This is a genomic window from Mesorhizobium qingshengii (assembly GCF_900103325.1).
GTDB lineage: Bacteria > Pseudomonadota > Alphaproteobacteria > Rhizobiales > Rhizobiaceae > Mesorhizobium > Mesorhizobium qingshengii.
In genome coordinates this window covers 1-21,948 of sequence record NZ_FMXM01000040.1, presented here as the reverse complement: position 1 = coordinate 21,948, position 21,948 = coordinate 1, and the positions used below count along the sequence as shown (strand labels likewise).

Genomic DNA, 21,948 nt, shown 5'->3' with positions numbered 1-21,948 from the left:
CGTGCCGATCGCCATGGAAGAGAAGCTGCGCTTCGCCATCCGTGAAGGCGGCCGCACCGTCGGTGCCGGCATCGTCGTCACCATCAAAGAGTAATCGAGGCCGGCATTTGCCGGGTTGGATTTGAGACAGAAAGGGCGGTCCTTCGGCCGCCCTTTTCTTTTGATCGGTCGCCCGTATTGTTGCCCGAACCCTGTTGCAAGCCTTTGGACCTTGTCTAGTATAGGTTGTATCGAGGGGCTCTTCCCAAATGCTTCCAGTGCGCCTTCTCCATCGTCAGGCATTGTGGTTGCTGAGGCTGATCTGCCTGCTGGCGTTGCTTGTCACGGGGCATGCCGCCTTTGCGACAGATACAACTCCGAACGTCGGTCCGACGATGCGGTTTGTCGTTGTCCGCAGCAATGCACCAGGTTGCGAGCCCATCTGCCCGGAATGGATCTCGGCTGAAGGCTCGATAGAAGCCGGAACGCCGGCTCTGTTCAAACGCATGCTGAAGACGCTTGGCGGACGAAAACTGCCGATCGTCGTGGATTCTCCCGGCGGCAATGTCGATGCGGCGCTGACTCTTGGCCGGCTGATCCGCAAGAACAAGCTCGATGTCGCCGTCGGCAAGACCTGGTTCGATGGCTGTCTGCCCGATGTGAAGGACTGCACGGCGAATGACGGCAAGGGTGCCGGTTATTTCGGTGAGCCCTATGCCAGCGGTTCGATGTGCAATTCCGCCTGTCCGCTGATGTTTGCCGGCGGTGTCCGGCGTGTGGTCGGCGATTGGGCCTATCTTGGCGTTCATCAGATCACCACGACCTATGTCCGCACGAAACTGCAATATCGCACCACCTATCGCGTCGTGGGGGGCAAGAAGAAGATACTCAACTCAAAGATCGTCAGCCGAAAGAATGCCGGCAGCTACAAGACCTATGAGATGAGCAAGGCGGTGGAGAAAAGGCTGACGGCCTATCTGGACGAGATGGGTGTCGACCAGGGCGTGCTCGAAACGATGAAGAGCACGCCGGCCAGCGAAATCCGCCAGATCAGCCTCGATGACATGCTGACGATGAAGCTGGCCACCAGCAAGGACGCTGTAGACCTGTTGACCAGCGCAAGCCTGTGCTTGTCCGACCAATTGGCTCCGAATTGCCGGGAAATACCGGCGAACAAGCCAGCCGGCGGCCTGACGGCCGCAGCCAAACCCTCGCCGCCGGCGGAGCCCGAGAGCGCACAGCGCGATGAAGACATGCGCTTTGTCGTGGTCCGCGGCAGCAACCCCCTCTGCAATCCCGACTGCCCGGAATGGATCTCGGCGGAAGGCGCGATTACGCCTCAGACCCCGCAGAAGCTGCGCCAGTTGCTCGCCACGCTTGGCGACCGGCGGCTGCCGGTGGTGATCAACTCGCGGGGAGGCGACCTGTTCAGCGCTCTGGCGGCGGGACGACTTATCCATGAAAGGAAGCTCGACACCGCCGTTGCCCGCACCGATTTCGTCGGCTGCGACCCGGGAGAGGCGGATTGTGCGGCCGAAGACGGCGCCTATGCCGGGCTGAGCATCGATGCGGGAGTGGAGTGCGATTCGGCCTGCGCGCTCATGCTTGCCGGCGGCGTCAGACGGCTTGTTGGTCCCCAGGCGCGGCTTGGCCTGTACCTGACGGGGCAGAAGCAGGTGGTCAAGGCTTACCTGGAGGAGATGGCGATCGATCCTGGCCTGTTCACGGCGATTGAGCGACGCTCGGTCGAGCGTCCGCTTGAACCCGACATGATGCTGAAGGTCGGACTGACGACGGGACCGCAATCGGTCGACGCGCTGACCGGCGCCACCATCTGCAAGGCTGTTCCCAGGCCCGAAAATTGCCGGATCCTGCCATCCGCCAATGCCGAGGCTGACGCGCCCGCCAAATTGTAGAGCGTGGCGGCAACTGGCCATCGAGGCAGGTTGAGCCATGCTCGATCTTTCCGGTATCTTTGCGGCTGGCGGCGCCATGGCGGAGGATCGAGAATGAGCGAGGATATCCCGACACTCTACGAATGGGCCGGCGGCACTGAGGCCCTGAACCGGCTGACCCAGACTTTCTATGACAAGGTGGCGCAAGACCCGCTCGTCGGGCCGGTATTCCGGACCATGTCGCCCGATCATCCCGCCCACGTCGCGGCATTCATCGGCGAGGTTTTTGGCGGACCGAAAACCTACAGCGAAAAATTTGGTGGCCACCGCGAGATGGTCATGCATCATCTGGGCAAGCATCTGACGGAGGAGCAGCGCCGCCGCTGGATCAATCTGCTGGCCGATGCCGCCGACGCGGTCGGCCTGCCCGATGATCCTGAATTCCGTTCGGCCTTCATGGGTTATGTCGAATGGGGATCGCGGCTGGCCAAGATGAATTCCAATCTCGGCGAGACCTGCGACCCCGAGACGGAACCGATGCCAGCCTGGGGCTGGGGGGTGCCCGGCGGGCCGTATCGAGTACCGGACGCCAAGTAGCTTCCAGTCGCCTCGGGAGGGCAGATGCCGGAAGATATGAAGATCGTGCGCTGGCGCGAGTGGGATGGCCCCGGTCTCGAACACCTTGTGTTGCGGGAGCGGGCAGGGGAGATTTCGGCCGACTCCGTCGTCATCTGTTCCGGTGCAACGCCGTTCGCTGTCCGCTATCGCATCGTCTGCGACGTCGGTTGGCGCGCCAGGAGCGTCACTGTCGACATGATCGGCACTGGCCAGACACTTGCTCCTGTCTCCGATTGCGATGGCCGCTGGACCAGGAACGGCTTGCCAATGCCCGAGCCTGGCGGCGTTCTCGACCCTGATCTCGCCGTCACCCCGTTCACCAACACGCTGCCGATCCGGCGATTGCGGCTGTCCACCGGGCAGAGTGCCGAGATCACCACTGCTTTCGTCGATTTCCCGGCACTCACCGTGATGAGCAACCCGTAGCGCTACACATGCCTCGAAGAGGGCGGGCGATATCTCCATGAATCGCGCGCCAGCGACTTCAGGCGGGAGCTTGAGATCGACCGCGATGGGTTGGTCGTCAGCTATCCGGATTTCTGGCAAAGGGGTTAAGGCGCGTTTGCTTGCAAACCACTCTTTACAGAGCGTGCGGAAGCTTTTAGGAAGCGCCTGCTGCGCCGACATGCGCACGATACGGGCATAGCTCAGTTGGTAGAGCGGCGGTCTCCAAAACCGCAGGTCGTAGGTTCGAGCCCTGCTGCCCGTGCCATTTCTCGAAAATGGCCATCAAAACGATATTTTGCGCGCGCGCCTTTGAAAATTGGCGACCCGCTTGCCATATTAGGTCGACTGAGGCATAAGAGCCCCATAGCCGGGACGGAACGACTGGATGGTTCCGAGGCGGCGTTTGGTCATAAAGCGGACACTTGCCACTTGCGTGGATCAAGAATCGGTTTTATGTAGACGAAACAGACACGCGACGCGTGGAGCTGGGAAGCCGGCTTTACGCGTCTGATTTGCATGGGCGAAATGATTGCGCTGATTCGGCGCTAACTTGAGCTCAGGCGGCACGTCCCGGCCAGCGGGATCATCCAGGAGACCCGGCCAACGGGTCTTGAAGACAGAGCGGCATATGGCTTCGAAAACCACAAATCCTTTCGTCTTTCTCCAGCAGGTCCGCGCGGAGACCGCCAAGGTGACTTGGCCGTCGCGGCGCGAAACGATGATCTCGACGGTGATGGTTCTGGCCTTCGCTGTGATTGCGATGATCTTTTTCTTCACCGCCGATCAGCTCATGGGCCTTGCGGTCGAACAGATTCTGGGCATCGGACGCTAAGTCCGGCGATTACGGAGAAGTCTTGAAATGACCGCGCGCTGGTACATCGTCCACGCCTATTCGAACTTTGAAAAGAAGGTCGCCGAGGACATCGTCAACAAGGCCAAGCAGAAGGGCCTTTCCGCCGATATCGAGCAGATCGTGGTGCCGACCGAGAAGGTCGTCGAGGTTCGTCGCGGCCGCAAGGTCGATGCCGAGCGCAAGTTCTTCCCGGGCTATGTGCTCATCAAGGCCAACCTGACCGACGCTGTGTTCTCGCTGGTGAAGAACACGCCGAAGGTCACCGGCTTCCTGGGCGACTCCAAGCCGGTGCCGATCACCGAGGCCGAGGCCCAGCGCATCCTGAACCAGGTGCAGGAGGGCGTCGAGCGGCCAAAGCCTTCGGTCACGTTCGAGATCGGCGAGGCGATCCGCGTTTCGGATGGTCCCTTCGCGTCGTTCAACGGTTTCGTCCAGGAAGTGGACGAGGAGCGGGCGCGGCTCAAGGTGGAAGTTTCGATCTTCGGGCGCGCCGTGCCTGTCGATCTGGAATTCGGACAGGTCGAAAAGGGCTGATCCGGAACCCTGGCGCCGGTTCGGCGATCAGGGAGACGGCGCAAGCAATTGCGCGGTCTTGAGAACGGTGGGAGGCGAAGGCGGCTTAGCCGGCCGCGGGAACCGCACCACCAGACTGCAACCGCCGGGGTTTCCCAGATAGGGGGCCGGCATAGACAAAGGCAGGAAAAGAGATGGCTAAGAAAATTGCAGGCCAGCTCAAGCTCCAGGTGAAAGCGGGATCGGCCACGCCGTCTCCCCCGATCGGCCCGGCGCTTGGTCAGCGTGGCATCAACATCATGGAATTCTGCAAGGCGTTCAACGCGCAGACCCAGGAAATGGAAAAGGGATCGCCGATTCCGGTCGTCATCACCTACTACCAGGACAAGTCCTTCACCTTCGTCATGAAGACGCCGCCGGTGAGCTACTTCCTGAAGAAGGCGGCGAACCTGACGTCGGGTTCGAAGGAGCCGGGCAAGATCAAGGCCGGCACGATCGGCCGCGACAAGGTGCGCGCCATCGCCGAGCAGAAGATGAAGGATCTGAACGCAAACGACGTTGAGGCGGCCATGCGCATGGTCGAGGGCTCCGCCCGCTCGATGGGTCTGGAAGTGGTGGGCTAAGATCATGGCAAAGATTGCAAAGCGTGTATCGAAGACCCGCGAAGGCATTGATCCCAACAAGGCTTATGCCTTGGGTGAAGCGCTGAAGCTGCTCAAGGACCGTTCTTCGGTCAAGTTCGATGAGACCATCGAAGTCGCCATGAACCTCGGTGTTGATCCTCGCCATGCCGACCAGATGGTCCGCGGCGTGGTCAATCTGCCGAACGGCACCGGCCGCTCGGTTCGTGTCGCCGTGTTCGCACGTGGCGACAAGGCCGAGGAAGCCAAGGCCGCTGGCGCCGACATCGTCGGTGCCGAGGATCTGGTCGACATCGTCCAGAAGGGCACGATCGATTTCGATCGCTGCATCGCCACGCCGGACATGATGCCGCTGGTCGGCCGTCTCGGCAAGGTGCTCGGCCCGCGTGGCATGATGCCGAACCCGAAGGTTGGCACCGTCACCACCGACGTCGCCGCCGCCGTCAAGGCATCGAAGGGTGGCGCTGTGGAGTTCCGCGTCGAGAAGGCCGGCATCGTCCATGCCGGCGTCGGCAAGGTCTCGTTCGAGGTCAAGGCCCTGGAAGAGAACATCCGCGCCTTCACCGACGCGGTGAACAAGGCAAAGCCGGCTGGTGCCAAGGGCAACTACGTCAAGAAGGTGTCGGTCACCTCGACGATGGGCCCGGGCCTCAAGCTCGATGTCGCGACGCTCGCAGCGTCCTGATACGACCATCCGGATCGGCTGCTGAATAGCTGATCCGCAAAGAATTCCGGGCCTCGGATTTATCCTGGGCCCGGTGCCGGAAGTCGAAAGGCTTCCGGACATCCTGTCCGAGATTGCGGGCGGCCCGAGCCTTGGTTTGAAAAGGGGGGCCTTAATTCATGTGGGCCTGCATGAGACGGGTGAAGACCTGACAACGGAGCGATGGCTCCAATGAAAGGTTCGAACCGTGTTTGCCTTTTGTCTGCGCATCGTCGGCTTGGCCGTCGGTGTGGCGAAAGGGGGCAGGATCCTCGAGCGTCGTTCGGGAGATCCGTTACTGGATGGCCCGGCCGACAAAAGGCAACCCGACGCCTGTCCTCGTGAATGGGAATGTTCCCGTTAACAGGATGGGGGTCAACTGGAGATAGGCAGTGGACAGAGCGGAAAAACGCGAACTCGTCACGGGCCTGAACGGTGCGTTCTCGAACGCAGGTTCAGTGGTCGTGGCCCACTACGCCGGTATCACCGTCGCGCAAATGAACGACCTTCGGTCGAAAATGCGCGCCGCCGGTGGCACCGTCAAAGTCGCGAAGAACCGTCTCGCCAAAATCGCTCTTCAGGGCACGGACTCCGCATCGATCATCGAACTGTTCAAGGGACAGACGCTGATCGCTTATTCGGAGGATCCGATTGCGGCGCCGAAGGTCGCGTCCGATTTCGCCAAGGGAAATGACAAGCTCGTCATTCTCGGCGGCGCAATGGGCACCACCTCGCTCAACGCCGACGGTGTGAAGGCACTCGCCACACTTCCGTCGCTCGATGAGCTGCGCGCCAGGCTGGTTGGCATGATCGCCACGCCGGCAACCCGGATCGCCCAGATCGTCAATGCGCCAGCGGCCTCGGTCGCGCGCGTCATCGGCGCTTACGCCCGGAAGGACGAGGCGGCATGAGGCCGTTCCTCGCTATCACAAACACACGTTCGAACCTTATGAAGGAATACAACAATGGCTGATCTCGCAAAGATCGTAGACGACCTTTCGAAGCTGACCGTCCTCGAGGCGGCCGAGCTGTCGAAGCTTCTGGAAGAAAAGTGGGGCGTTTCCGCCGCTGCTCCGGTGGCTGTTGCCGCTGCTGGCGGTGGTGCGGCCGCAGCTGCTCCGGCCGAGGAAAAGACGGAATTCGACGTCGTCCTCACCGAGGCAGGCGCTCAGAAGATCAACGTCATCAAGGAAGTCCGCGCTATCACCGGTCTTGGCCTCAAGGAAGCCAAGGATCTGGTCGAAGCGGCTCCGAAGCCGGTCAAGGAAGGCGTTTCCAAGGCCGACGCTGAGAAGTTCAAGGCCCAGCTGGAAGCAGCCGGCGCCAAGGTCGACCTGAAGTAAGCGTAAAAGCGGCGGACGGCCTCGCGCCGTCCGCCACTCCCTTGGCATCAAGGGAGCACGCGTAGCGCGAGACGTACGAGAACCTCTTTCCTGAGGGCCGCCAACCGGCCTTCAGGAAACGGGTTTTCTCCCGTTTTAGCCGGCGCCGACAGGCGGCCGGAGAACAGACAGAGGGCCGCCGCCGAGGTGGCTCAGAATGCAAGGCGGGCCGCGGCGAGGCTCGTCCCGAGTTTAGAGCTAAGGAGCGACGATGGCCCAGACCCAGACTTTCAATGGCCGCAGACGCGTACGCAAGTTCTTCGGAAAGATCCCGGAAGTTGCGGAGATGCCGAACCTGATCGAGGTTCAGAAGGCATCCTATGACCAGTTCCTGATGGTGGCGGAGCCCAAGGGTGGGCGTCCGGACGAGGGATTGCAGGCCGTTTTCAAGTCGGTTTTCCCGATTCAGGACTTTTCCGGCTCCTCGATGCTGGAGTTCGTGAAGTACGAGTTCGAAGGACCGAAATTCGACGTTGACGAATGCCGTCAGCGCGACCTCACCTATGCCGCGCCGCTGAAGGTGACGCTGCGCCTCATCGTGTTCGATATCGACGAGGATACCGGCGCCAAGTCGATCAAGGACATCAAGGAGCAGGACGTCTACATGGGCGACATGCCGCTCATGACCTTGAACGGCACCTTTATCGTCAATGGTACCGAGCGCGTCATCGTCTCGCAGATGCACCGTTCGCCGGGCGTCTTCTTCGACCACGACAAGGGCAAGTCGCATTCGTCGGGCAAGCTTCTGTTCGCCGCGCGCGTCATCCCCTATCGCGGCTCGTGGCTCGACATCGAGTTCGATTCCAAGGACGTCGTGCACGCCCGCATCGACCGCCGCCGCAAGATTCCGGTGACGTCGCTGCTGATGGCGCTCGGCATGGACGGCGAAGAGATCCTGTCGACCTTCTACAACAAGATCACCTACAAGCGGGCCGGTGACCACTGGCGCATTCCGTTCAACGTCGAGCGTTTCCGCGGCCTCAAGGCCGTCGGCGACCTGGTCGATGCCGATACGGGCGAGATCGTTGTCGAAGCCGGCAAGAAGATCACCGCTCGCCAGGCGCGTCAGCTTGGCGAGAAGGGCCTGAAGGCGATCAAGGCGACCGACGAGGACCTGCTCGGCAACTACCTGGCCGAGGACATCGTCAACTATGGCACGGGCGAGATCTTCCTCGAAGCCGGCGACGAGATCGACGAAAAGACGCTGAAAGTGCTGCTCGGCACCGGCGAAGACGAGATCAAGGTTCTCGACATCGACCACGTCAATGTCGGCGCCTATATCCGCAACACGCTCAACGTCGACAAGAACGAGAGCCGTCAGGACGCGCTGTTCGACATCTATCGTGTCATGCGCCCCGGCGAGCCGCCGACGCTCGAGACCGCCGAAGCCATGTTCAACTCGCTGTTCTTCGACAGCGAGCGCTACGATCTGTCGGCCGTTGGCCGCGTCAAGATGAACATGCGCCTTGAACTCAAGGCCGAGGACACCGTGCGTGTGCTGCGCAAGGACGACATCCTGGCCGTGGTCAGGACGCTGGTCGAACTGCGTGACGGCAAGGGCGAGATCGACGACATCGACAACCTCGGCAACCGTCGTGTGCGTTCGGTCGGCGAGCTGATGGAAAACCAGTATCGCGTCGGCCTGCTGCGCATGGAGCGCGCGATCAAGGAGCGTATGTCCTCGATCGAGATCGACACGGTGATGCCGCAGGACCTGATCAACGCCAAGCCGGCGGCTGCCGCCGTGCGCGAGTTCTTCGGTTCCTCGCAGCTGTCGCAGTTCATGGACCAGACCAACCCGCTGTCGGAAATCACCCACAAGCGCCGTCTGTCGGCGCTTGGACCGGGCGGTCTGACCCGTGAGCGCGCCGGCTTCGAGGTGCGCGACGTGCACCCGACGCACTACGGCCGCATCTGCCCGATCGAGACGCCGGAAGGCCCGAATATCGGTCTGATCAACTCGTTGGCCACCTTCGCGCGCGTCAACAAGTACGGTTTCATCGAGAGCCCGTACCGCAAGATCGTCGATGGCAAGCTGACCAATGACGTCGTCTATCTGTCGGCGATGGAAGAGGCCAAGCACCATGTGGCGCAGGCCAACGCCGAGCTCGACAAGAATGGCGGTTTCGTCGACGAATTCGTCATTTGCCGCAGTGCCGGCGAAGTGATGATGGCGCCGCGCGAAAATGTCGATCTGATGGACGTGTCGCCCAAGCAGATGGTGTCTGTGGCCGCGGCGCTGATCCCGTTCCTTGAGAACGACGACGCCAACCGCGCTCTGATGGGTTCGAACATGCAGCGTCAGGCCGTGCCGCTGGTGCGCGCCGAAGCGCCGTTTGTCGGCACCGGCATGGAGCCGATCGTTGCTCGTGACTCGGGCGCCGCCATCGGCGCCCGCCGCGGCGGCATCGTCGACCAGGTGGACGCGACGCGTATCGTCATTCGCGCCACTGAGGATCTCGATCCGGGCAAGTCCGGCGTCGACATCTACCGGCTGATGAAGTTCCAGCGTTCGAACCAGAACACCTGCATCAACCAGCGTCCGCTGGTGCGCATGGGCGACCGGGTCAACAAGGGCGACATCATTGCCGACGGTCCGTCGACCGAGCTCGGTGATCTGGCGCTCGGCCGTAACGTGCTGGTCGCGTTCATGCCGTGGAACGGCTACAACTACGAGGACTCGATCCTCCTGTCCGAGCGCATCGTCGCCGATGACGTCTTCACCTCGATCCACATCGAGGAGTTCGAGGTCATGGCGCGCGATACCAAGCTGGGACCGGAGGAAATCACGCGCGATATTCCCAACGTCTCGGAAGAAGCGCTGAAGAACCTCGACGAAGCCGGCATCGTCTATATCGGTGCCGAAGTTCAGCCGGGTGACATCCTGGTCGGCAAGATCACGCCGAAGGGCGAAAGCCCGATGACGCCGGAAGAGAAGCTTCTGCGCGCCATCTTCGGCGAAAAGGCTTCGGACGTGCGCGACACCTCGATGCGCATGCCTCCGGGCACCTTCGGTACCGTCGTCGAGGTGCGCGTATTCAATCGCCACGGTGTGGAGAAGGACGAGCGCGCCATGGCGATCGAGCGCGAGGAGATCGAACGCCTCGCCAAGGACCGCGACGACGAGCAGGCGATTCTGGACCGCAACGTCTACGCGCGTCTTTCCGACGTGCTCGTCGGAAAGGAAGCGATCGCTGGACCGAAGGGCTTCAAGAAGGGCTCGACGCTGTCCAAGGATACGCTCGACGAGTATCCGCGTTCGCAGTGGTGGCAGTTTGCCGTGGAGAACGAAAAGCTCCAGAGCGAACTGGAAGCCCTGCGTGGCCAGTACGACGACTCCAAGAAGGCTCTCGAACAGCGCTTCATGGACAAGGTCGAGAAGGTGCAGCGCGGCGACGAGATGCCTCCCGGCGTCATGAAGATGGTCAAGGTCTTCGTGGCCGTGAAGCGCAAGATGCAGCCAGGCGACAAGATGGCCGGCCGTCACGGCAACAAGGGTGTCGTGTCGCGGATCGTTCCGGTCGAGGACATGCCTTTCCTCGAGGACGGCACGCATGCCGATATCGTGCTCAACCCGCTGGGTGTGCCGAGCCGCATGAATGTCGGCCAGATCCTGGAAACGCATCTGGGCTGGGCATGCGCGGGCATGGGCAAGAAGATCGGCGAGCTGATCGACGCGTACAAGGTAGCCGGCGACATCAAGCCGCTGCGCAAGACGCTCGAGAGCTTCATCCCGGCCAACGACCGCAACGAGCCGGTTCGCGAATATGACGACGAGAGCATCGTTCGCCTCAGCGAGCAGATGCGCCGCGGCGTCTCCATCGCGACCCCGGTGTTCGACGGCGCGCACGAGGCTGACATCAACATCATGCTGGAGCAGGCGGGCCTGCACACCAGCGGACAGTCGCAGCTCTATGACGGACGCACCGGCGAGCCGTTCGATCGCAAGGTGACGATGGGCTACATCTACATGCTCAAGCTTCACCATCTCGTGGACGACAAGATCCACGCGCGTTCGATCGGTCCGTACTCGCTCGTCACCCAGCAACCGCTGGGCGGCAAGGCGCAGTTCGGTGGCCAGCGCTTCGGCGAGATGGAGGTCTGGGCGCTGGAAGCGTACGGCGCAGCCTACACGCTGCAGGAAATGCTGACGGTGAAGTCGGACGACGTCGCCGGCCGCACCAAGGTCTACGAGGCGATCGTCCGTGGCGACGACACCTTCGAGGCCGGCATTCCCGAGAGCTTCAACGTGCTCGTCAAGGAAATGCGCTCCCTCGGCCTCAATGTCGAGCTGGAGAACACCAAGCTCGACGACAACCCTGTCCGGCTGCCCGACGCGGCCGAGTAAGCAAGACGTCCGGTCGCGGTTTCCGCGACCGGACGCACCAATTCTTCGGCCGGTGGCCGACAAAAGACGGCGGGCGTTTGGCCCGCGCTAGATGCAAGGGGTTTTCGAGGACCCCGAAAAGGAGAACGGCATGAACCAAGAGGTCATGAATCTCTTCAATCCCCAGGCGCCGGCGCAGGTGTTCGATTCCATCCGGATATCGCTCGCCAGCCCTGAGAAGATTCTGTCCTGGTCGTTCGGCGAGATCAAGAAGCCGGAGACCATCAACTACCGCACCTTCAAGCCGGAGCGTGACGGTCTGTTCTGCGCACGCATTTTTGGCCCGATCAAGGACTACGAATGCCTGTGCGGTAAGTACAAGCGCATGAAGTACAAGGGCGTCATCTGCGAGAAGTGCGGCGTCGAAGTCACGCTGTCGCGCGTCCGTCGCGAGCGCATGGGCCATATCGAGCTCGCCGCGCCCGTCGCCCATATCTGGTTCCTGAAGTCGCTGCCGTCGCGCATCGGCACGCTGCTCGACATGACCTTGAAGGACATCGAGCGCGTCCTCTACTTCGAGAACTACATCGTCACCGAGCCTGGCCTCACCGCGCTGAAGGAGCACCAGCTGCTCAGCGAGGAAGAGTACATGATCGCCGTCGACGAGTATGGCGAGGATTCGTTCACCGCCATGATCGGCGCCGAGGCCATTCATGACCTTCTGGCCGGCATGGATCTGGAGAAGATCGCCGGCGACCTGCGTTCGGAACTGGCTTCGACCACGTCCGAGCTCAAGCAGAAGAAGTATCTGAAGCGGCTCAAGGTCGTCGAGAACTTCATGGAATCCGGCAACCGTCCGGAATGGATGATCATGAAGGTGGTTCCGGTGATCCCGCCGGATCTGCGCCCGCTCGTCCCGCTGGACGGCGGCCGTTTCGCCACCTCGGATCTGAACGACCTCTACCGCCGCGTCATCAACCGCAACAACCGTCTGAAGCGGCTGATCGAGCTGCGCGCCCCCGGCATCATCGTGCGCAATGAAAAGCGCATGCTGCAGGAGGCCGTCGATGCGCTGTTCGACAATGGCCGTCGCGGCCGCGTCATCACCGGCGCCAACAAGCGTCCGCTGAAGTCGCTGTCCGACATGCTCAAGGGCAAGCAGGGCCGGTTCCGCCAGAACCTGCTCGGCAAGCGCGTCGACTATTCCGGCCGTTCGGTCATCGTCACCGGTCCGGAGCTCAAGCTCCACCAGTGCGGCCTGCCGAAGAAGATGGCGCTCGAGCTGTTCAAGCCCTTCATCTACGCCCGTCTTGACGCCAAGGGTTACTCCTCGACCGTCAAGCAGGCCAAGAAGCTGGTCGAGAAGGAGCGTCCGGAAGTCTGGGATATCCTCGACGAGGTCATCCGCGAGCATCCGGTGCTGTTGAACCGGGCGCCGACGCTGCACCGCCTCGGCATCCAGGCGTTCGAGCCAATCCTGATCGAAGGCAAGGCGATCCAGCTGCATCCGCTGGTCTGCACGGCCTTCAACGCCGACTTCGACGGCGATCAGATGGCCGTTCACGTGCCGCTGTCGCTGGAAGCGCAGCTTGAAGCCCGCGTGCTGATGATGTCGACCAACAACATCCTGCACCCGGCTTCCGGCGCGCCGATCATCGTGCCGTCGCAGGACATGGTTCTCGGTCTCTACTATCTCTCGATCGTCAACCAGAACGAGCCGGGCGAAGGCATGGTGTTTGCCGACATGGGCGAACTCCAGCACGCGCTCGAGACCAAGGCGGTGACGCTGCACGCCAAGATCAAGGGTCGCTTCCGCACGGTCGACGCCGAAGGCAAGGTCGTGTCGAAGATCCATGACACCACCCCTGGCCGCATGATCATCGGCGAGCTTCTGCCGAAGAACGTCAACGTGCCTTACGAGACCGCCAACCAGGAGATGACCAAGAAGAACATCTCCAAGATGATCGACACCGTCTACCGCCATTGCGGTCAGAAGGAGACGGTCATTTTCTGCGACCGCATCATGGCACTCGGCTTCGCTCATGCCTGCCGCGCCGGCATTTCGTTCGGCAAGGACGACATGCTGATCCCGGACGCCAAGATCAAGCTGGTCTCCGACACCGAGGCTTTGGCCAAGGAATACGAGCAGCAGTACAATGACGGTCTGATCACGCAGGGCGAGAAGTACAACAAGGTCGTCGACGCCTGGGCCAAGTGCTCGGAAAAGGTCGCCGATGAAATGATGGCCCGCATCAAGGCGGTCGAGTTCGAGGACAATGGCCGTCAGAAGCCGATGAACTCGATCTACATGATGTCGCACTCCGGTGCGCGTGGCTCGCCCACCCAGATGCGCCAGCTCGCCGGCATGCGCGGCCTGATGGCCAAGCCGTCGGGTGAAATCATCGAGACGCCGATCATCTCGAACTTCAAGGAAGGCCTGACCGTGCTCGAGTACTTCAACTCGACCCACGGCGCCCGCAAGGGTCTGGCCGACACCGCCTTGAAGACCGCGAACTCGGGTTACCTCACCCGTCGTCTGGTCGACGTGGCGCAGGACTGCATCGTCAACTCCGTCGACTGCGGCACCGACAAGGGCCTCACCATGCAGCCGATCGTCGATGCCGGCCAGGTTGTCGCTTCCGTCGGCCAGCGCGTGCTGGGACGTACGTCGCTGGACGACATCACCCATCCGGTGTCGGGCGAGATCCTGGTCAAGGCCGGAACGCTGATGGACGAGCGCGACGTCGAACAGATCGAAAAGGCCGGCGTCCAGTCGGTTCGCATTCGCTCGGCACTGACTTGCGAAGTCAGGGTTGGCGTCTGCGCGGTCTGCTACGGTCGCGATCTGGCTCGCGGCACCCCGGTCAACCAGGGTGAAGCTGTCGGCGTCATCGCGGCGCAGTCGATCGGTGAGCCGGGCACCCAGCTCACCATGCGTACCTTCCACATGGGCGGCACCGCGCAGGTGGTGGACTCTTCGTTCCTTGAAGCCTCGTATGAGGGCAAGGTCGAGATCCGCAACCGCAACGTGGTGCGCAACTCCGACGGCCAGCAGATGGTCATGGGTCGCAACATGGCGGTGCTGATCCTCGATGAAGCCGGCAAGGAGCGCGCCACGCACCGTCTCACCTATGGTTCGCGTATCTTCGTGGACGATGGCGACAAGGTGAAGCGCGGCCAGCGTATCGCCGAGTGGGATCCCTATACCCGTCCGGTCCTCACCGAAATCGAGGGCAGGGTGTCGTACGAGGATCTGGTCGACGGCATTTCCGTGCAGGAAACGGCCGACGAGTCGACCGGCATCACCAAGCGTGAGGTCATCGACTGGCGCTCGACGCCACGCGGCAACGACCTGAAGCCGGCGATTGCCATCCAGGACGCCAAGGGCAAGGTCGGCAAGCTGTCGAAGGGTGGCGATGCCCGCTTCCTGCTCTCGGTCGAGGCCATTCTTTCGGTCGAGCCGGGTGCGCAGGTTCGCCCCGGCGACGTGCTGGCGCGTATTCCGATGGAAAGCGCCAAGACCAAGGACATCACCGGCGGTCTGCCGCGTGTTGCCGAACTGTTCGAGGCACGTCGTCCGAAGGATCACGCCATCATCGCCGAGATCGACGGCACGATCCGCTTCGGCCGCGACTACAAGAACAAGCGTCGCATCATCATCGAGCCGCATGACTCGACGCTTGAGCCGGTCGAGTACCTAATTCCGAAGGGCAAGCCGTTCCATCTCCAGGACGGCGACGTCATCGAAAAGGGCGACTACATCCTCGACGGCAATCCGGCGCCGCACGACATCCTGGCGATCAAGGGCGTGGAGGCACTTGCTTCCTACCTCGTCAATGAGATCCAGGAAGTCTACCGTCTGCAGGGCGTGTCGATCAACGACAAGCACATCGAGGTGATCGTTCGCCAGATGCTGCAGAAGGTCGAGATCACCACGCAGGGCGACTCGACCTACATTCCGGGCGACCACGTCGACGTGATCGAGCTGGAAGAGGTCAACGAGCGGCTGATCGAGGATGGCAAGAAGCCGGCCGAAGGCCAGCCGGTGCTGCTTGGCATCACCAAGGCGTCGCTTCAGACGCCGTCCTTCATCTCGGCCGCCTCCTTCCAGGAGACGACCAGGGTGCTGACGGAAGCCGCGGTTGCCGGCAAGACCGACATGCTGCAGGGGCTGAAGGAAAACGTCATCGTCGGCCGGCTTATCCCGGCCGGTACGGGCGGCACGATGAGCCAGATCCGGCGCATCGCCACCTCGCGCGACGAACTGATCATCGACGAGCGCCGCAAGGCCTCCGGTGTGGAAGTCGCCGAGCCGATGCTGACCGACATGGTCACCGCCGCGCAGTAAGCGCGGCGGCAAGAATCTCAGGCAACAAGGCCGTCGGGGCAACCCGGCGGCCTATTTTCTTGCATTGAAGTCGCCAATTCATGCCAGTGGCGACGGAGTATGGCCGCGCGTCGCTCGTGAGATGATCTGAGAATCGGAGCAAAGGTCGCTTCTTGCGACCTCGTGGCTCAGTCGAAAAATGCCGCGACCACGTTGCGCTTGCCCAGCATGAAAGCGTCGGCCACATGCTGGAGCGGAGCGAGATCGACATCCGAGGCGCCGGCACGGACAATCTCCGCGAAGCGCTTGTAGAGCATCGGATATTCCGCTTCCGGTTCGTCATGGACGACACGACCGTCGATGGCGAGCTTCGAGCCACCGCCCGACAGCACCATCGCGCCCTTGTCGGTGTCGGCCAGGATGTCCCAGCTTTGCGGGCCGGTCTGGAGCCAGTCGAGTTCCATCGTCACTGGCAACCCGTTCGAGGTGCGGAAGGCGACGTGTGCCGCGACCGGAGCGTCGCGGTTCGCTGGAAAGTCGAGAACCGCCGAGGTGATGAACAGTGCCGGCAGGATGTGGGTCACGATCGACAGCGCATTGATACCGGGATCGAAGACGCCGAAGCCGCCGGGGGCCCAGATCCACTCCTGGTTCGGATGCCAGCGGCGCACATCTTCCTTCCAGTTGATGGCGGCCGAACTGATGCGGGCCGAGCTCAGAAACGCCCGCGCGGCCTCGACCGCCGGCGCATAGCGCGAGTGCCAGCTGGCGAACAACGAGACGCCGTTTTTCACCGCCAATGCCTTCAGGTCCTCGACCTCGCTGACGGTGGCGCCCGGCGGCTTTTCCAGGAAGACATGTTTCTTCGCTTCGAGCGCCGTGCGCGCGGCGTCATAACGAAACTGCGGCGGCATGCAGAGCGATACGGCCTCAAGCTCCGGCACCGCGTCGAGCATGGATTCGATATCGGGGAAATTCGGGATGCTATCCACCTTGCCATGCCGGCTGGCGGCCGCGATAAGGCGATAGTTCTGGTCTTTCGCCAGGGCCGGCAGGTGCTGGTCGCGGACGATCTTGCCGACACCGACGACGCCTATCTTGATGGGCTGGGACACGACCGCTCCGTCTGTTGGATGATGGTGAGCGTTTCTTATCAGAACACTTGCCCCGGGCAAGCCGAAGCCGGAAGGTCAGCCCCAGCGTTCCTCGAACTGCAGGGCCAGTTTTCCGCCCGCCAGAAAAGCCTCGATCGCCGGCTCGAAAGGCGAGGGGTCGAGATTGTTCGCTGCCAGCCATTCGTGGGAATAATAGGTGTTGGCATAGCGGTCGCCGGAATCGCACATCAGCGTCACCAATGAGCCGGTCTTGCCTTCCTCGACCATGCGCGCGGCCTGAAGGCACATGGCGATGAAGTTCGTGCCGGTCGAGCCGCCGACACGGCGACCGAGTCGGCGCGACAGCACCCGCATCGCCGCCAGCGACACCGCGTCTGGCACCCGTAGCATATGATCGATAACGCCCGGCACGAAGGAGGGCTCGACGCGCGGCCGGCCGATGCCTTCGATCCGCGACGGCTGTTCGCAGCGGCAGTCGGCATTGTTGGTGGCAAAACCATCGAAGAAAGCGGAACGCTCGACGTCGGCGACCGACAGCCGCGTCGAATGCTGTTTGTAGCGCAGGAAGCGGCCGATGGTGGCGGTGGTGCCACCAGTGCCGGCGCTCATAGTGATCCAGGCCGGGATCGGATGGCGCTCCTCGCGCATTTGCCCGAAGATCGATTCGGCAATGTTGTTGTTGCCGCGCCAGTCGGTCGCCCGCTCAGCATGGGTGAATTGGTCCATGAAATGGCCATCGAGTTTCGCCGCCAGTTCGGCCGACTCGGCATAGATGCGCCTGCCATCGTCGATGAAGTGGCAGGTGCCGCCATAGTGTTCGATCGCGGTGATCTTTTCGCGCGACGTCGAGCGCGGCATCACGGCATAGAACGGCACGCCGATCATGCGGGCGAAATACGCTTCCGACACCGCCGTCGAACCCGACGACGCTTCGATCACCGGCGAACCTTCGCGGATGAGACCATTGCACAGCGCATAAAGAAACAGCGAGCGCGCCAGCCGATGCTTCAGGCTGCCGGTCGGATGGGTGGATTCATCCTTGAGGTAGAAGTCGATGCCGGCCACCGCCGGCAGATCAAGCTTCCAGAGATGCGTGTCGGCCGAACGGCGCTGGTCGGCCGCGATCGCGGCGACCGCCCCGTCGGCCCAAGCTCGGGATGCAGGCCCAACCGTTCTTGATCCAGCCATTATTGGCGTCCTGGTTTCAGAGCGCCACGTCGAAAGTAACGATCGACACTTCGCCTTCGAGCGCGCCCTGGAAAGCGGAAAGATGCGGCTCTTCGTCGGGCGCGCCATCCATGTCGCCGATCTGGTCGAGCTCGGCCTCGGCATAACCTTCCGCCGCAAGCGATTCGAGTGCCCGGCGCACCGCCGAATCGTCATCGGGGGCAACCAGCATCACGTGCACGCCTTCCGGCTTGCCGCCCTTCCTCTTCCACACCCTGCCGGTGATGATGGTGACCGGGCGCTCTTCATTGTCGTTCACGGGCCGATTCCTCCGGGCGAGGGGATCTTGACTGCTCATGCGGCTTTTTCGCATGAAAGCAGGGCCGCGCAACAGCCTAGAGCCAGTCACTTTCTTCCTCGCCCTTGCAAAATGGCGAAAGAAAATTACATGCGGTTTTCGCATGGCTGCCAAGCCCCGGCTTCAATGCAATATTTGCCACTCCGGGGTTGACGGTTCGCGGGCTTACGAGTAGAAGCCGGCCAGTCAGAACCGATGTGAGGCTCTCCCTTCCGAAGCGACACGCTTTGGAGTTTGCTTCAAACAGGGTTCGTTTTACGAGCGAAAAGACATCTCCGGCGTGCACGAAGCGGCTTCCGCTTCCTCTGCCATTTGTTCGGGCAAGACCGCGAGGCGCGGTTTGTGGCCCGAATTTGCGTATGGAAATGACGCTTTGAGCGGCCCTGACCGGGCGAGACACGGAATTGAGAGACAAGAGGGTTTAATGCCTACCGTCAACCAGCTGATCCGCAAGCCGCGCATAGCGCCGGTGAAGCGCAACAAGGTCCCGGCCATGCAGCAGAACCCGCAGAAGCGGGGCGTCTGCACGCGCGTCTACACCACGACGCCGAAGAAGCCGAACTCGGCGCTGCGTAAGGTGGCCAAGATCCGCCTGACCAATGGTTTTGAAGTGATCGGGTACATCCCCGGCGAAGGCCACAACCTTCAGGAACACTCCGTGGTTATGATCCGCGGCGGCCGCGTCAAGGATCTTCCGGGCGTGCGTTACCACATCATCCGCGGCGTGCTCGACACGCAGGGTGTGAAGAACCGCAAGCAGCGTCGTTCGAAGTACGGCGCCAAGCGTCCGAAGTGACCGAAGCGTAGCGAAGGTCATCCCGGACAGATATCCGGGATCCAGGCCACCACGCATAATTGAGGCAGAGAAAAAATGTCCCGTCGTCACAGTGCAGAAAAGCGTGAGATCAATCCGGACCCGAAGTTCGGCGATCTGATCGTTACCAAGTTCATGAACGCCGTCATGTATGACGGCAAGAAGTCGGTTGCCGAGACCATCGTCTATGGCGCGCTCGACCAGGTTCAGTCGAAGACCAAGCAGGAGCCGGTCACCGTCTTCCATCAGGCGCTCGACAATGTCGCGCCGCATGTCGAAGTGCGTTCGCGTCGCGTCGGCGGTGCCACCTACCAGGTTCCGGTCGATGTGCGCCCCGAGCGCCGCCAGGCCTTGGCCATCCGCTGGCTGATCGCTGCTGCCCGCAACCGCAACGAGACCACCATGGTCGACCGCCTCTCCGGCGAGCTGATGGACGCGGCCAACAACCGCGGCACGGCTGTCAAGAAGCGTGAAGACACCCACAAGATGGCTGAAGCCAACCGCGCTTTCGCGCACTACCGCTGGTAAAGCGCGAACGAGACTGAGAGGCAGCTACGATGGCCCGCGAATACAAAATCGAAGACTACCGCAATTTCGGTATCATGGCGCATATTGACGCCGGCAAGACGACGACCACCGAGCGCGTCCTCTATTACACGGGCAAGTCGCACAAGATCGGCGAAGTCCACGACGGCGCTGCCACCATGGACTGGATGGAGCAGGAGCAGGAGCGCGGCATCACCATCACGTCCGCCGCGACCACGACCTTCTGGAAGGGTCGCAGCGGCAAGATGTACCGCTTCAACATCATCGACACCCCCGGACACGTCGACTTCACCATTGAAGTCGAGCGTTCGCTGCGTGTGCTCGACGGCGCCATTGCGCTGCTCGATGCTAATGCCGGTGTCGAGCCGCAGACGGAAACCGTCTGGCGTCAGGCCGACAAGTACCGCGTCCCGCGCATGATCTTCTGCAACAAGATGGACAAGATCGGCGCCGACTTCTACCGCTCGGTCGAGATGATCGGTTCGCGCCTTGGTGCGCATGCCGTCGTCATGCAGCTGCCGATCGGCGCCGAGACCGAGTTCAAGGGCGTTGTCGACCTCGTCGAGATGAACGCGCTGGTCTGGCGCGACGAGACGCTGGGCGCTGCCTGGGACGTTGTCGAGATTCCTGACGACCTCAAGGCTCGTGCGGAAGAATACCGCGAGAAGATGATCGAGGCCGCCGTCGAAATGGACGAGACGGCGCTCGAGAACTACCTCGAAGGCAAGATGCCGTCGAATGACGAGATCCGCGCGCTGATCCGCAAGGGCACCATCGCGGTGAAGTTCTATCCGATGTTCTGCGGCTCGGCCTTCAAGAACAAGGGCGTGCAGCCGCTGCTCGACGCCGTCGTCGAATATCTGCCGTCGCCGGCCGATGTTCCTGCCATTAAGGGCGTCGACGCCAAGACCGACGCCGAGATCGAGCGTCACGCCGACGACAGCGAGCCGCTGTCGATGCTCGCCTTCAAGATCATGAACGACCCGTTCGTCGGTTCGCTGACCTTTGCCCGCATCTATTCGGGCAAGCTCACCAAGGGCATTTCGGTCGACAACACCGTCAAGGGCAAGAAAGAGCGCATCGGCCGCATGCTGCAGATGCATGCGAATTCGCGCGCCGACGTCGAAGAGGCTTTCGCCGGCGACATCGTCGCTCTAGCTGGCCTCAAGGACACGACCACCGGCGACACGCTCAGTGATCCGCTGCATCCGGTCATTCTCGAGCGCATGGAATTCCCCGACCCGGTCATCCAGATCGCGATCGAGCCGAAGACCAAGAACGACCAGGAAAAGATGGGCCTCGCCCTTCACCGTCTGGCCGCCGAGGATCCGTCCTTCCGCGTCAAGACCGATGAGGAAAGCGGTCAGACCATTATCTCCGGCATGGGCGAGTTGCACCTCGACATCATCGTCGACCGCATGCGTCGCGAGTTCAAGGTCGAAGCCAATGTCGGTGCGCCGCAGGTGGCCTATCGCGAGACGATCACCCGCAAGCACGAGCAGGACTACACGCACAAGAAGCAGACCGGCGGTACCGGTCAGTTCGCTCGCGTCAAGATCCTCTTCGAGCCGAATCCGGACAGCAGCGAATTCGAGTTCGAGACCAAGATCGTCGGCGGTGCTGTGCCGAAGGAATACATCCCCGGTGTCGAAAAGGGCATCAACAGCGTCATGACCTCGGGTCCGTTCGCGGGCTTCCCGATGATCGGCGTCAAGGCGACGCTGATCGACGGCGCCTACCACGATGTGGACTCCAGCGTTCTGGCCTTCGAAATCGCCGGCCGCGCCTGCTTCCGTGAAGCCGCACCCAAGCTTGGCGTGCAGCTGCTCGAGCCGATCATGAAGGTCGAGGTGGTGACACCGGAAGACTACGTCGGCAGCGTCATCGGCGACCTGAACGGCCGTCGCGGCCAGATCCAGGGCCAGGAAGCGCGTGGCGTTGCTGTTGTCATCAACGCGATGGTGCCGCTCGCCAACATGTTCAAGTACGTCGACAACCTGCGCTCGATGAGCCAGGGCCGCGCGGCCTACACGATGCAGTTCGATCATTACGAGCCTGTGCCGACCGCGGTCGCCCAGGAAGTCCAGAAGAAATACGCGTAACTCGAACGGGTTGCAGCGGTAACTTAATTCAAGGCCCGCACGGGCGAGCAGGATTGGAGACATCACATGGCAAAAGGTAAATTCGAGCGCACTAAGCCTCATGTGAACATCGGCACGATTGGTCACGTTGACCATGGCAAGACGTCGCTGACGGCGGCGAT

At 62.0% G+C, this 21,948-nt stretch carries 18 protein-coding genes, 1 tRNA gene and 1 pseudogene; 17 read left to right on the top strand and 3 right to left on the bottom strand.

Annotated features, from left to right (window positions below):
* The 13 genes and pseudogenes from BLS48_RS32755 to rpoC all read left to right on the top strand — a co-directional run.
* On the top strand, positions 1-94 hold a 94-nt coding region (locus BLS48_RS32755), incomplete at its 5' end, for an EF-Tu C-terminal domain-related protein (protein ID WP_476738618.1).
* A gap of 154 nt (positions 95-248) precedes the next feature.
* Positions 249-1,895: a COG3904 family protein gene (locus tag BLS48_RS32750; protein ID WP_091586454.1), complete on the top strand. Its 1,647-nt coding sequence runs from the start codon at positions 249-251 to the stop codon at positions 1,893-1,895.
* Between the two features lie 93 nt (positions 1,896-1,988).
* Positions 1,989-2,471 carry a group II truncated hemoglobin gene (locus BLS48_RS32745; protein WP_091586452.1) on the top strand — a complete coding sequence of 161 codons (483 nt, stop codon included), beginning with the start codon at positions 1,989-1,991 and terminating at the stop codon, positions 2,469-2,471.
* Between the two features lie 24 nt (positions 2,472-2,495).
* A pseudogene (locus BLS48_RS32740) lies at positions 2,496-3,047 on the top strand (putative glycolipid-binding domain-containing protein).
* An 81-nt stretch (positions 3,048-3,128) separates the two neighbouring features.
* Positions 3,129-3,204: transfer RNA gene (locus tag BLS48_RS32735), tRNA-Trp, on the top strand.
* A 363-nt stretch (positions 3,205-3,567) separates the two neighbouring features.
* Entirely contained in the window at positions 3,568-3,771 is a 204-nt protein-coding gene (secE, locus tag BLS48_RS32730; RefSeq protein WP_013531408.1) for a preprotein translocase subunit SecE, read from the top strand.
* 27 nt (positions 3,772-3,798) lie between these two features.
* Positions 3,799-4,326, top strand: coding sequence for a transcription termination/antitermination protein NusG (nusG, locus tag BLS48_RS32725; RefSeq protein WP_091586450.1), 528 nt, complete (start codon positions 3,799-3,801; stop codon positions 4,324-4,326).
* Positions 4,327-4,499: 173 nt separating this feature from the next.
* Positions 4,500-4,928 (top strand): 50S ribosomal protein L11, encoded by a 429-nt coding sequence (rplK, locus tag BLS48_RS32720; RefSeq protein WP_006333334.1) that lies wholly within the window; start codon positions 4,500-4,502, stop codon positions 4,926-4,928.
* Between the two features lie 4 nt (positions 4,929-4,932).
* Complete coding sequence (gene rplA / locus BLS48_RS32715; protein ID WP_091586448.1) at positions 4,933-5,631, top strand: 50S ribosomal protein L1; 699 nt, start codon at positions 4,933-4,935, stop codon at positions 5,629-5,631.
* A 410-nt stretch (positions 5,632-6,041) separates the two neighbouring features.
* Positions 6,042-6,560, top strand: coding sequence for a 50S ribosomal protein L10 (gene rplJ, locus BLS48_RS32710; RefSeq protein WP_013531412.1), 519 nt, complete (start codon positions 6,042-6,044; stop codon positions 6,558-6,560).
* Between the two features lie 54 nt (positions 6,561-6,614).
* Positions 6,615-6,992, top strand: a complete 378-nt coding sequence (gene rplL, locus BLS48_RS32705) for a 50S ribosomal protein L7/L12 (protein WP_091586446.1) — start codon at positions 6,615-6,617, stop codon at positions 6,990-6,992.
* Positions 6,993-7,242: 250 nt separating this feature from the next.
* On the top strand, positions 7,243-11,379 hold the full coding sequence (gene rpoB / locus BLS48_RS32700) for a DNA-directed RNA polymerase subunit beta (protein WP_091586444.1): 4,137 nt from the start codon (positions 7,243-7,245) through the stop codon (positions 11,377-11,379).
* 130 nt (positions 11,380-11,509) lie between these two features.
* Positions 11,510-15,706, top strand: a complete 4,197-nt coding sequence (gene rpoC, locus BLS48_RS32695) for a DNA-directed RNA polymerase subunit beta' (protein ID WP_091586456.1) — start codon at positions 11,510-11,512, stop codon at positions 15,704-15,706.
* Positions 15,707-15,873: 167 nt separating this feature from the next.
* Here rpoC and BLS48_RS32690 read toward each other — a convergent pair whose 3' ends face one another.
* From BLS48_RS32690 to BLS48_RS32680, 3 genes are all read right to left on the bottom strand, one after another.
* Positions 15,874-16,800 carry a Gfo/Idh/MocA family protein gene (locus tag BLS48_RS32690; protein WP_091586442.1) on the bottom strand — a complete coding sequence of 309 codons (927 nt, stop codon included), beginning with the start codon at positions 16,798-16,800 and terminating at the stop codon, positions 15,874-15,876.
* 75 nt (positions 16,801-16,875) lie between these two features.
* Entirely contained in the window at positions 16,876-17,988 is a 1,113-nt protein-coding gene (locus tag BLS48_RS32685; RefSeq protein ID WP_091586440.1) for a PLP-dependent cysteine synthase family protein, read from the bottom strand.
* 16 nt (positions 17,989-18,004) lie between these two features.
* Positions 18,005-18,286: a transcriptional regulator gene (locus BLS48_RS32680; RefSeq protein ID WP_091586438.1), complete on the bottom strand. Its 282-nt coding sequence runs from the start codon at positions 18,284-18,286 to the stop codon at positions 18,005-18,007.
* A 463-nt stretch (positions 18,287-18,749) separates the two neighbouring features.
* Here BLS48_RS32680 and rpsL point away from each other — a divergent pair, with 463 nt between their 5' ends.
* From rpsL to BLS48_RS32660, 4 genes are all read left to right on the top strand, one after another.
* Positions 18,750-19,121, top strand: coding sequence for a 30S ribosomal protein S12 (gene rpsL, locus BLS48_RS32675; RefSeq protein WP_006333356.1), 372 nt, complete (start codon positions 18,750-18,752; stop codon positions 19,119-19,121).
* A 75-nt stretch (positions 19,122-19,196) separates the two neighbouring features.
* A complete protein-coding gene (gene rpsG / locus BLS48_RS32670) occupies positions 19,197-19,667 on the top strand; it encodes a 30S ribosomal protein S7 (RefSeq protein WP_008875664.1) in 471 nt (156 codons plus the stop codon).
* Positions 19,668-19,696: 29 nt separating this feature from the next.
* Positions 19,697-21,787 (top strand): elongation factor G, encoded by a 2,091-nt coding sequence (gene fusA, locus BLS48_RS32665; RefSeq protein WP_091586436.1) that lies wholly within the window; start codon positions 19,697-19,699, stop codon positions 21,785-21,787.
* Positions 21,788-21,853: 66 nt separating this feature from the next.
* The coding region (locus tag BLS48_RS32660; protein WP_032936484.1) for a GTP-binding protein at positions 21,854-21,948 on the top strand (95 nt) is incomplete at its 3' end.